Consider the following 12,041-nt stretch of genomic DNA (forward strand, 5'->3'; position numbering starts at 1 on the left):
GGTGAGAGAGGCGATCCTAATCTACAACCAGGAGCGCCCGCACCTGTCCTTGAAATACAAAACGCCCGATGCGGTGCATCGGGCGTTGGGGTGAAACAGGTGTAAACCTATTTCAGGACTAGACATGCTGTTTGAAGATCAAGAGATCGCAGCCTTCGGCAGCTCCTACCTTGCGGTCCCCCGTAGGAGCTGCCGAAGGCTGCGATCTTTTCGGATATCAGGTGAACTCGAACGTATCCGCATCCAGATTCGCTGGAAACCGCGTGCGGTACGCCGCAAGCTCCGCCGCATCCAGCACCACCTGAAACACTCCATCGGCCTCCCCCGCGCCCAGCAACGTCTCACCCTGGAAATCCAGCACCTGGCTGTCCCCGGTGTAGGCAAAGCCCTTGCCGTCGGTGCCCACGCGATTCACCGCCGCGACATAACACAGGTTTTCAATCGCCCGCGCCGGCAGCAAGCGGTTCCAGTGCTGGCGCCGTGCACCAGGCCAGTTTGCGGTGTACAGCAACAGGTCGGTGTCCTGCGCGTCACGGCTCCAGACCGGGAATCGCAGGTCGTAACAAATCAGCGGCCGCACCCGCCAGCCTTTCAATTCGAACTGCACCTGGCGCTCGCCCGGGGTGTAGTGGTTGTGCTCACCCGCCATGCGAAACAGATGGCGCTTGTCGTAGTGCAGCATCTCGCCGTCCGGGCGCGCCCATAACAGGCGATTGCGATGGCTGCCATCACTGGCTTGCACGATGACACTGCCGGTAATCACCGCGTCGAACTTCGCCGCCTGCAGCCGCAACCATTTGCTGGTGGGGCCGTTCTCCGGCTCGGCCAGGGTCTGGGATTCCATGGAGAAACCGGTGGTGAACATTTCCGGCAGGATGATCAGGTCGGCGCCCCGCGCCTGCTCCAGCAATTGCTCGAAGTGCTCCAGGTTGGCCTGGCGATCATGCCAGGCGAGCGTGGTCTGGATCAACGCGATGGTCAGGTTCGGCAAGGCACTCAGATCACGCATAGTTTTTCCGCTGCTTCACGCAGGGTCTCCTCGCGTTTGGCGAAGCACAGGCGTATCAGGCGCTGGCCTGCAGGCGGGCTCTGGTAGAACACCGAGATCGGGATACTGGCCACGCCGTGTTCGCGAGTCATCCAAAGCGCCATGTCGACGTCATTGAGGTCCGGGCGAATCTGCGAATAGTCGACCAGCTGGAAATAAGTGCCCGCGACCCGTTTGAAGCTCAAGCGCGAGGGCGCCAGCAAATCGCAGAACAGGTCGCGCTTGGCCTGATAGAACGCCGGCAGCTCCTCGACGTGCTCAGGGTGCTCGGCCATGAAGTCGGCCAGGGCAAACTGCAGCGGAGTGACGCCGCAAAAGCTGACGTACTGGTGAACCTTGCGCATTTCCGCGGTGAGGGCCGGTGGAGCGACCACGTAGCCGGTTTTCCAACCGGTAACGTGATAGGTCTTGCCGAAGGAGCTGATCACGAAGGCGCGCTGGTACAGCTCTTCATGCACCAGCACGCTGACATGGGGCACGCCGTCGAACACCAGGTGCTCGTAGACCTCGTCGCTGATCAGGTAGATATCACGATCACGGATCAATTGGGCCAGTTGATCCAGCTCGGCGCGACTGATCAGTGCGCCGCTCGGATTGTGCGGGGAGTTGAGCACGATCATCCGCGTACGCGGAGTAATGGCTTCAGCGAGTTTCTGGAAGTCGATGGCGAAATCATCCAGGCCCAGCTGCACGTGCACACAACGACCGCCGGCCAGCTCGACCGACGGTTCATAACTGTCGTAGCACGGGTCGAATACGATGACTTCGTCGCCGCTGTTGATAACCGCCTGGATCGCGCAGAAGATCGCCTGGGTGGCGCCCGGGGTAATCGTCACCTCATTGTCGGCATCGACGTTGATACCGTAGCTGCGCGCGATCTTGGTGGCGACCTGCTGGCGCAAGGCCGGCAGGCCGGTCATTGGCGAATACTGGTTGTGGCCCTGGGCGATGTGCCGGCCTACCGCGTCGCACAGCGCCTGCGGGGCATCGAAATCGGGAAAACCCTGGGACAGGTTCAACGCGCCGGTTTGCGCCGCGAGCTGCGACATCTGAGTGAAGATAGTGATGCCGACATTCGGCAGCTTACTGGTGATCATCGGTGGTTCCCTGCTCTGCACCCGGCTCTAACGGCGGCGCGGGAGAGCCCGAGGATAGCCCATACGGCGCCCATAAAAAAAGGGCGCCCTGGCGAGCACCCTCTTTATCGCCGAACCCTGTAGGAGCTGCCGCAGGCTGCGATCTTTTGATCTTATCTTCAAAGCAAAATCAAAAGATCGCAGGCTTCGCCAGCTCCTACAGAAGCGGTTGAGCATTCCCACGCGATGGTGGTAATGGCCATCTCAATCAGCGCTTGTCGCGGCGCTTCTTGTCGGCCTTCTTGTGGTGCGACATCATCCGGCGTTTCTTGTTGACCTGGCGGTCGGTGAGCGAGTTCTTGTTACCTTCGTACGGGTTCTCACCGCCTTTGAACTCGATGCGGATCGGCGTACCGACCAGCTTCAGGACACGGCGATAAGTGTTTTCCAGGTAACGAACGTAAGACTTCGGCACCTTTTCGATCTGATTACCGTGGATCACGATGATCGGCGGGTTGGCACCACCCAAGTGGGCATAGCGCAGCTTGATCCGGCGGTTGTTGACCATCGGTGGCGCGTGCTCGCCGACCGCATCTTCCAGGATCTGGGTGAGGCGGTTGGTCGGCCAGCGGGTAACCGCGGACTTGAACGAGTTCTGTACGGAAGCGTAGAGGTTACCCACGCCGGTGCCGTGCAGCGCCGAGATGAAGTGGATGTCGGCGTAGTCAACGAAGAACAGTCGACGTTGCAGCTCGATCTTCACGAAGTCGCGCTCGCTCGGCGTCATGCCGTCCCACTTGTTGATCGCGATAACCAGCGCGCGACCCGACTCGATGGCAAAGCCCAGCAGGTTGAGGTCGTGATCTACCACGCCTTCGCGGGCGTCCATGACGAAGATCACCACGTTGGCGTCTTTGATCGCCTGCAGGGTTTTCACCACGGAGAATTTTTCAACTTCTTCGTGGATCTTGCCGCGCTTGCGCACACCCGCGGTGTCAATCAGCGTGTACTTCTCGTCGTTACGCTCGAACGGGATGTAGATACTGTCGCGAGTGGTACCCGGCTGGTCATAGACGATTACCCGGTCTTCACCGAGCATGCGGTTGACCAGGGTCGACTTGCCGACGTTCGGACGGCCGATGATAGCGATCTTGATCCCGTCTTTTTCGCTTGGGCCAGGAATGCGCTTGGCTTCCTCACCTTCGGCAACGATCTCTTCTTCGCCGTCTTCCGGCTCTTCCTCGTCTCTCGGGAAGTCGCTGAGGGCGATTTCCAGCATCTGGGTAATGCCACGACCATGGGCGCCAGCGATCGGGATCGCGTGACCCATGCCCAACGGGGCGAATTCGGCGCGGGCCATTTCCGGGTCGATGTTGTCGACCTTGTTGGCAACCACGTAGGAGCGCTTGTTACGTTTGCGCAAATGCTCGGCGATCATCTGGTCGGCGGCGGTGAAACCGGCCTTGGCATCTACCAGGAACAACACCACATCCGCTTCTTCAATGGCCAGCAGCGACTGCTCGGCCATTTTTTCGTCCATACCGTGCTCGTCACCGGAGATACCGCCGGTGTCGACCAGAATGTAGGAACGCCCTTGCCATTTGGCCTCACCGTATTGGCGATCACGGGTCAGACCGGACAAGTCGCCGACGATGGCGTCACGAGTCCTGGTCAGGCGGTTGAACAAGGTGGACTTGCCGACATTGGGTCGGCCCACCAGGGCGATTACGGGAACCATGCGGCTCTCCACTTCGTTATTTCAGAAAATACAAAAGCCGCTGCTAGGCAGCGGCTGGTGCTCGGGGCAATCACTGCGTGCTTTCCTGTAGGAGCGAGCCTGCTCGCGAAAAACGCCAAGACACTGCGTTTACCCAAGAAGCCAACGTTATCGTTGACGTCCTTCGCGAGCGAGCTCGCTCCTACAGTTTGCGAACGGTGAAGCCGCTTGGGGGTTAATCCCCAAGCATAGTTCTTACTTGATGGTCAGGGCTTCCAGTTTGCCGCTGTTGCCATACACATAAATCATGTCACCCACCACCAGCGGTCGGGCACGCAGGCCGTCGCTGTCGATGCGCTCGCGTCCGACGAAGCGACCGTCCACCTGGCTCAGCAGGTGCAGGTAGCCTTCGAGGTCGCCGACAGCCACGTAGCTGGAGAACACTTCCGGAGCCGACAGTTGACGACGAGCCAGCGAATCGTTGGTCCACAAGGCTGTGGTGGTACGTTCGTCGACGCCTTCAACGGTGCCCGACGACAGGCTCACGTAGACGCTGCCAAAACCCTGGGCGACACCGGCATAGCTGGAAGCATCCCGCTGCCAGAGCTGACGACCGCTTTCCAGGTCCAGTGCCGCAACGCGACCCTGGTAGCTGGCCACGTACAGCGTACCGCCGGACAGCAGCAAGCCGCCGTCGATGTCGACCACACGCTCCAGTTCCGAACGACCCTGTGGAATGGCAACGCGTTGTTCCCAGACCGGCACACCGTTGGAGATGTCCAAAGCCACCACTTTACCGGTCGACAGGCCAGCCACCGCGAGGCGGTTGGTCACGATCGGAGCACTGGTACCGCGCAGGGTCAGGACTGCCGGAGTGCTGTCATACAACCAGCGCTGGTTGCCGGTGGCGGCATCCAGGCCGATCAGACGATCATCCTGAGTCTGAACCACCACCACATCACCATTGCTGGCAGGCGGTGCGAGGACTTCGCTGGACACGCGAGCGCGCCATTTCTCTTCACCGCTGCTGGCATCCAGGGCAACGATTTCGCCCTTGAGCGTACCGATCATGACCAACCCGTAACCCACGCCAACGGCGCCGGAAACTGGCAGCTCAAGATCTTTTTCCCATTTGACGTCGCCATTGCTGCGATCCATCGACATCACCACACCGGTGACGTCGGCGGCATAGATGGTGTCGCCATCGATCGCCGGGACCAGCATGTTATAGGTTTCGCCCTGACCGTCACCGATCGAACGACTCCACTGCTTCTGCAGAACCACTTCTTCTTTGAAGTCGGTCAACTCGGCCGGTGGCAATTCCTTTTTGCTGTTGCTGCTGCAACCCGCGGCCAAAATGGCCAGGGCCAGCAATGCTGCATGTTTCCAACGGATCACGTCACGCATCCCCTTTGGCCAGGTCGTCCAGCTTGATTTGTAGGCCACCTACTGCCGCTTCGTCCGACAGTGCCGCCTTGGCTTTTTGATACGCCGTGTTTGCTTCATCGGTACGACCCAGTTTCACCAGCAGGTCGCCCTTGAGCTCTTCGCGGGTGGCCAGGAATGCAGTGTCAGCGTCGCCTTCGAGCAGTTTCAGGGCTTCATCAGCCTTGTCCTGCGCGCCCAGAACCTGCGCCAGGCGCTGACGGGCGATTTCGCCCAGTGCCGGGTTGGCCGGTTTGGCAATGATCGCCTTGAGTTCAGTGGCTGCGTCATCCAGCTTGCCGCTGTCGACTGCGACCTTGGCCACGAACAGGCTGCCGTACTGCGCGTACGCGGTGCCGCCGAACTCGCTGTTGAGCTTGCCGGCCAGGTCCGAAACACGCGCGGCATCAGGCTTGCCGTCAGGGGTCAGCGTGGTTTCGAGCAATTGCTGATAGAGAATCGAGGCACTTTGTGCCTGATTGCCCTGATACTTCTGAAAGGCCTGCCAGCCGAACACGATGACCAGCGCCAACAGGCCGCCAGTAACCAGGGGCTTGCCGTTGCGTGTCCACCAATCCTTCAAATCCGCCAGGTTTTCGTCTTCGGTACTCGACACCCCAATACTCCTTAATCGCTAAATCGGCTGTTTATGACAGCTTCAACCCTGCACGACGCAGGTGGCCAGGTGTGCAGCAAGCGCATCCCAGGCAATGCTTTGTTGTTCGCCCTGGCCACGCAGGGGTTTGAAACCTACCACTTGCTGGGCCATTTCGTCGTCGCCGAGGATCAGCGCATACAACGCACCGCTCTTGTCGGCCTTCTTGAACTGGCTTTTGAAGCTACCGGCGCCGGCATTGACTTGCAGGCGCAGGTTAGGCAATTGATCACGCACTCGCTCGGCCAGGGTCAGCCCGGCCAATTCGGCGGCTTCGCCGAACGCGCAGAGGTAGACGTCGACCTGACGGGAAATCTCGGCCGGGATCTGCTCCAGGGTTTCCAGCAGCAGCACCAGGCGCTCGATGCCCATGGCGAAACCCACGCCGGCAGTCGGCTTGCCGCCCATCTGCTCGACCAGGCCATCGTAACGACCACCGGCACACACGGTGCCTTGGGCGCCGAGCTTGTCGGTGACCCATTCGAAAACGGTCTTGCTGTAGTAATCCAGCCCGCGAACCAGCTTCGGGTTGATCACATAAGGAATACCGGCAGCATCCAGGCGAGCCTTGAGGCCCTCGAAGTGCACGCGGGACTCCTCGTCGAGGTAGTCGGCCATCTTCGGCGCATCGACCAGCACGGCTTGAGTGTCGGCGTTCTTGGTGTCCAGCACGCGCAACGGGTTGGTCTTCAGACGGCGTTGGCTGTCTTCGTCCAGCTGGTCCAGGCGCGCCGACAGATACTCGACCAGCGCCTCGCGGTAACGACCACGAGACTCGGCGGTGCCCAGGCTATTGAGTTCAAGCTTGACCGCGTCACGAATCCCCAGCTCGCCCCACAGGCGCCAGGTCAGCACGATCAGCTCGGCGTCGATGTCCGGCCCGTCGAGGTTGAACACTTCGACACCGATCTGGTGGAACTGGCGATAACGGCCTTTCTGCGGGCGCTCGTGGCGGAACATCGGGCCGATGTACCAGAGTTTCTGCACCTGGCCACCACCGGTGATACCGTGCTCCAGCACCGCACGCACGCAGGCCGCCGTACCTTCGGGGCGCAGGGTCAGGGAGTCGCCGTTGCGGTCGTCGAAGGTGTACATCTCTTTTTCGACGATGTCGGTCACTTCGCCGATGGAACGCTTGAACAGCTCGGTGAATTCGACGATCGGCATGCGGATCTGCTTGTAACCGTAGTTATCCAGCAGGCGCGAGACGGTGCCTTCGAAATGACGCCACAGGGGAGTCTGTTCGGGCAGGATGTCGTTCATGCCACGTATGGCTTGCAGAGACTTGCTCACTATAAATCCTTAAATTCGTTCGGCTCTTCAGTCGGCTCAGCCGCGCGCGATAACCGCTGCGTCAGCTTCGACCTTCTCGGCCGCTTTCTGGCGGATCAAGCGTTCAAGCTCATCCACCAGATTGTCATTCGTCAGTTTCTGCGACGGCTTGCCGTCGATGTAAATCAGGTTCGGTGTACCGCCGGTCAAGCCGATATGGGCTTCCTTGGCTTCACCGGGGCCGTTGACCACACAACCGATCACCGCGACATCCAGCGGCACCAGCAGGTCTTCAAGGCGCCCTTCCAGCTCGTTCATGGTCTTGACCACGTCGAAGTTCTGCCGCGAGCAGCTCGGGCAGGCGATGAAGTTGATGCCCCGTGAACGCAAGTGCAGGGATTTGAGAATGTCGTAACCGACTTTCACTTCCTCGACCGGATCAGCCGCCAACGAGATGCGAATAGTATCGCCAATCCCTTCGGCGAGCAGCATACCGAGGCCCACGGCGGATTTCACCGTGCCTGAACGCAAACCACCGGCTTCGGTGATGCCCAGGTGCAACGGCTGGACGATTTCCTTGGCCAGCAAACGGTAGGCTTCGACGGCCATGAACACGTCGGAGGCCTTCACGCTGACCTTGAAGTCCTGGAAATTCAGGCGCTCCAGGTGCTCGACGTGGCGCAGGGCGGATTCGACCAGCGCAGCCGGCGTTGGCTCGCCGTACTTTTTCTGCAGGTCTTTTTCCAGGGAACCGGCGTTGACCCCGATGCGAATCGGAATCCCGCGATCACGGGCGGCATCGACCACCGCACGTACGCGGTCTTCGCGACCGATGTTGCCAGGATTGATGCGCAGGCAGTCAACACCCAGCTCAGCGACACGCAAAGCGATTTTGTAATCGAAGTGGATGTCGGCAACCAGCGGCACCTTGACCAGCTGCTTGATCTTGCCGAACGCCTCGGCAGCGTCCATGTCCGGTACGGAAATGCGCACGATGTCGACGCCCGCCGCTTCCAGACGATTGATCTGGGCCACGGTGGCCGCGACGTCGTTGGTATCGCTGTTGGTCATGCTCTGCACAGCGATAGGGGCATCGCCGCCCACGGGCACATTACCGACCCAGATCTTGCGCGATTCGCGACGTTTGATTGGAGATTCGCCGTGCATGACTTATTGACCCAACTTCAGGCGAGCAGTCTCGCCACTGGTGAACGGAGCGACATCAACCACCTGCCCGTTATAGCTGACCTGCGCGCCACGGGCGTAGCCCAGACGCACGGCAAAGGGTGGCTTGCCGCTGACGGAAACATTTTCGCCTTTACGCTTGAGACCACTCAACAGCACCTTGCCGGTGCCATCGGAAACTTGTGTCCAGCAATCGGCGGTGAATTGCAATGAAACCTGGCCTTGGCCGGCCACTGCCGTAGTCGGTGCAACGGCAGCAACACTTGGCGCAACCGGCGCAGTCACCACCGGCGCTGGCACGGCAGGAACGGCAGGAGCAGGAGTCGCCGGGGTCGCAGCGGCCGGCGCAGTATTTGGCACAGGCACGGACGGTGAGGTCTGTGTAGTCGGTGCAGCGCCTGGGGCAATCGCTTCATCTTGCGCCGCAGTGTTGGTCTGCGGCAGTGCCAGCGAGGTTGCGCCCTCGGCCTGACCTTCCACGACGGCCTGGTCTTCCGGCTCGTCCAGCGGATGGATCTGCGTGGTGCCATCGGCACCTTCGACTTCGACGTGCTCCGGGCTCAAGGTGGTCAGGTTCTTGGCACGCTGGGAGGTTTGATCCTGCCACCAGAAGAAACCACCGCCGATCACGGCAACCAGCAGCAACAGGCTGACGATTCGCAAAATGGTGTGGGAAACCCGCACCGGCTCTTCGATACGGCCCAGGCTGTGCACATTGCTGCCCTGGGAATCGGTGCCGGTGGATTGGTCGAATTGCTGGACGAGGGCGGTCTGGTCCATGCCGAGCAACTTGGCATAGGCACGGATATAACCCCGCGCAAAGGTATGCCCCGGCAGCTTGTCGAATGCGCCGGCCTCAAGATTGGTCAGGGAGTTGACGGTGAGGTTGAGCTTGAGCGCCACTTCAGCCAGCGACCAGCCATTGCTTTCGCGGGCCTGGCGCAAGGTTTCACCGGGGTTAACGCGATTCGCTGCTACAACTTCGGGATGCGCCGCTTTCATCATTGCTCCGACAGGTATTGCTGATATTCCGGCGTACCGGGATAGAGTCGTTTTAGTTGCAGGCCATAACTGGCAGCCTTGTCGCGATCTTCAAACACTTTTGCCAGACGAATGCCGAGCAATAGACTACGTGCATTTTGTTCGGTGAGCAGGCTAAAACGATCGTAATAGTCACGCGCGGGCACATAATGCCTGTCTTCGTACGACAACTCAGCCATTTCCAGCAAAGCGCGTGGCTGTTGACGATTCAAGCGCAGGGCTTTTTCCAGTTGCTGCAGCGCCAGGTCACGCTCTCCAAGCTTCGCAGCGGTCATGCCCAGGTTCTCGAACACTCGCGAGCGCTCAGGATACAGGGAGTCGGAAGCGGCCTGTTCGAAGCGTTCGTAGGCTTCCTTGTAACGCTTCTCTTCGTAGAGAAAACTGCCGTAGTTGTTCAGGATTCGCGCGTCGTTGGGGCGCGAAGACAGTGCCTTGCGAAAATGCTCGTCGGCCAGTTCCGGCTCCATCTCGGCCTGGAACACCAGGCCCAGTGCAGCATTGGCGTCAGGATCCGAACTGTTCAGGTCCAGGGCCTTCTTCAACGGCACCTTCGCGCGCTCCGTCATGCCCTGCTGCAGATACCCCAGCCCCAGCTGTACATAGGCAGCACGCGCTTCGTCGCGGCCCTTGCTGGTCTTCATCGGGTTGTAGTCACCCGACAGGACACAACCAGCACACAGGCTGGCCATCAGCAATAGCAGCGCAAAGCGCAGGGACATAGAGATCCTCTCTTACTTTATTTCGCGGCGTTCTGTGCGATATCGTTTTCGGCGCTCAACTCGCGCACGGCGATATAACGTTCGCTGCGACGGGTGCGATCCAGCACCTGCCCTACCAATTGGCCACACGCGGCATCGATGTCTTCACCGCGGGTGGTGCGTACGGTGACATTGAAGCCGGCATGGTGAAGCTGATCCTGAAAACGGCGAATCGCATTGTTGCTCGGGCGTTCGTAGCCGGAATGCGGGAACGGGTTGAACGGAATCAGGTTGATCTTGCACGGGATGTTCTTGAGCAGCTCGATCATCTCGACCGCGTGCTCGACCTTGTCGTTGATGTCCTTGAGCAAGGTGTACTCGATGGTCAGCACGCGCTTTTCGCCCAGGGACGACATGTAGCGCTGGCACGACTCAAGCAGCATCTTAAGCGGATACTTCTTGTTGATCGGCACCAATTGATTACGCAATGCGTCATTGGGTGCGTGCAGGGACAACGCCAGGGACACGTCGATGTGCTTGGACAGCTCATCGATCATCGGCACCACGCCCGAAGTGGACAGGGTCACGCGGCGCTTGGAGATCCCGTAGCCCAGGTCATCCATCATCAGATGCATGGCGGCCACGACGTTGTCGAAGTTCAGCAGCGGCTCACCCATGCCCATCATCACCACGTTGGTGATGGCACGGTCGGCGGTCGCCGGGATGCTGCCAAACGATTTATTGGCAATCCACACCTGGCCGATGACTTCGGCGGCGGTGAGGTTGCTGTTGAAACCTTGCTTGCCGGTGGAGCAGAAGCTGCAATCCAGGGCACAGCCTGCCTGGGACGAAACGCACAGAGTGCCGCGCTTGCCCTGGGGAATGTAGACGGTCTCGACGCAGCTGCCGGACGCCACGCGCACGACCCATTTACGGGTACCGTCGGTGGAAATGTCCTCGCTGACGACTTCAGGACCGCGAACTTCGGCAATAACCTTGAGCTTGTCGCGCAAGGCCTTGCTGACGTTCGTCATGGCGTCGAAATCATCGACGCCAAGGTGGTGAATCCATTTCATTACCTGACCGGCACGGAAACGCTTCTCCCCGATCGAGTCGAAGAATTTTTCCATTTCCTGTTGAGTCAGACCCAGCAGGTTTGTTTTTACAGTCGATGTAGTCATGGATTCACCTTCACTCTTAAGCCAATGCTTAGCGAGTGGTTACTTCAGTAGCTGCGAAGAAGTACGAGATTTCGCGAGCAGCAGCGGCTTCGGAGTCCGAACCGTGTACAGCGTTGGCGTCGATCGAATCAGCGAAGTCAGCACGGATGGTGCCGGCAGCAGCTTCTTTAGGGTTGGTAGCGCCCATCAGCTCACGGTTCAGAGCGATAGCGTTTTCGCCTTCCAGAACCTGGACAACAACCGGGCCGGAGATCATGAAAGCAACCAGGTCGCCGAAGAAACCACGAGCGCTGTGCTCAGCGTAGAAGCCTTCAGCTTCGGCTTTGGACAGTTGCTTCAGTTTCGAAGCTACAACGCGCAGGCCGGCTTTTTCGAAACGAGTGGTGATCTCGCCGATGACGTTTTTTGCAACAGCGTCAGGCTTGATGATGGAGAAAGTACGTTGAACAGCCATGGTGTAACTCCAGAAACGATAATTTGTGAAAAATTAAACCCGCGAATTATACGCGGGTTCTTTGGTATTGCCTAACCTGCGAGGACGATCAGTCGGCTTCTTCGATCCAAAGTGACTGAACCGCTTCCAACACTTTCTCGCCACAGCGGCCAGAGGTGTTGTCGAAATCGGGAAGTTCCATGATCCATCGCTGCAGGTCTACGAAATTGACAGAAATTGGATCGACATCCGGCTTGGATTCGGCCAGTTCTTCTGCAATGCGCTGAACATCATTCCAACCATAACTCAT

Annotated in this window: 12 protein-coding genes; all 12 read right to left on the minus strand. The window is 59.4% G+C overall.

The window, feature by feature from the left end; translation table 11 throughout:
- Positions 1-217: 217 nt before the first annotated feature.
- On the minus strand, positions 218-1,009 hold the full coding sequence (locus tag IMW75_RS23045; protein ID WP_205893866.1) for an amidohydrolase: 792 nt from the start codon (positions 1,007-1,009) through the stop codon (positions 218-220).
- Positions 997-2,145, minus strand: a complete 1,149-nt coding sequence (locus IMW75_RS23050) for a pyridoxal phosphate-dependent aminotransferase (RefSeq protein ID WP_205893867.1) — start codon at positions 2,143-2,145, stop codon at positions 997-999. The genes IMW75_RS23045 and IMW75_RS23050 overlap by 13 nt, the downstream gene beginning before the upstream one ends.
- A 247-nt stretch (positions 2,146-2,392) precedes the next feature.
- A complete protein-coding gene (der, locus tag IMW75_RS23055) occupies positions 2,393-3,862 on the minus strand; it encodes a ribosome biogenesis GTPase Der (RefSeq protein ID WP_045057729.1) in 1,470 nt (489 codons plus the stop codon).
- Between the two features lie 234 nt (positions 3,863-4,096).
- Entirely contained in the window at positions 4,097-5,248 is a 1,152-nt protein-coding gene (gene bamB, locus IMW75_RS23060; protein WP_045057728.1) for an outer membrane protein assembly factor BamB, read from the minus strand.
- Entirely contained in the window at positions 5,241-5,882 is a 642-nt protein-coding gene (locus tag IMW75_RS23065; protein WP_045057727.1) for a tetratricopeptide repeat protein, read from the minus strand. Before IMW75_RS23065 ends, bamB begins: the two co-directional genes overlap by 8 nt.
- 42 nt (positions 5,883-5,924) lie before the next feature.
- Positions 5,925-7,214, minus strand: coding sequence for a histidine--tRNA ligase (gene hisS, locus IMW75_RS23070; protein WP_045057726.1), 1,290 nt, complete (start codon positions 7,212-7,214; stop codon positions 5,925-5,927).
- Positions 7,215-7,250: 36 nt separating this feature from the next.
- Positions 7,251-8,360 carry a flavodoxin-dependent (E)-4-hydroxy-3-methylbut-2-enyl-diphosphate synthase gene (ispG, locus tag IMW75_RS23075; RefSeq protein ID WP_045057725.1) on the minus strand — a complete coding sequence of 370 codons (1,110 nt, stop codon included), beginning with the start codon at positions 8,358-8,360 and terminating at the stop codon, positions 7,251-7,253.
- Positions 8,361-8,363: 3 nt separating this feature from the next.
- Entirely contained in the window at positions 8,364-9,380 is a 1,017-nt protein-coding gene (locus tag IMW75_RS23080) for a RodZ domain-containing protein (protein WP_205893868.1), read from the minus strand.
- A complete protein-coding gene (gene pilW / locus IMW75_RS23085; protein WP_045057723.1) occupies positions 9,380-10,138 on the minus strand; it encodes a type IV pilus biogenesis/stability protein PilW in 759 nt (252 codons plus the stop codon). The genes IMW75_RS23080 and pilW overlap by 1 nt, the downstream gene beginning before the upstream one ends.
- Positions 10,139-10,155: 17 nt before the next feature.
- Positions 10,156-11,298 carry a dual-specificity RNA methyltransferase RlmN gene (rlmN, locus tag IMW75_RS23090; RefSeq protein ID WP_045057722.1) on the minus strand — a complete coding sequence of 381 codons (1,143 nt, stop codon included), beginning with the start codon at positions 11,296-11,298 and terminating at the stop codon, positions 10,156-10,158.
- A gap of 28 nt (positions 11,299-11,326) precedes the next feature.
- Positions 11,327-11,752, minus strand: coding sequence for a nucleoside-diphosphate kinase (gene ndk / locus IMW75_RS23095; protein WP_007916882.1), 426 nt, complete (start codon positions 11,750-11,752; stop codon positions 11,327-11,329).
- A gap of 88 nt (positions 11,753-11,840) precedes the next feature.
- Positions 11,841-12,041: a Fe-S cluster assembly protein IscX gene (gene iscX / locus IMW75_RS23100; protein ID WP_205893869.1), complete on the minus strand. Its 201-nt coding sequence runs from the start codon at positions 12,039-12,041 to the stop codon at positions 11,841-11,843.

Source organism: Pseudomonas gregormendelii, from assembly GCF_017114825.1.
Lineage (GTDB): Bacteria > Pseudomonadota > Gammaproteobacteria > Pseudomonadales > Pseudomonadaceae > Aquipseudomonas > Aquipseudomonas gregormendelii.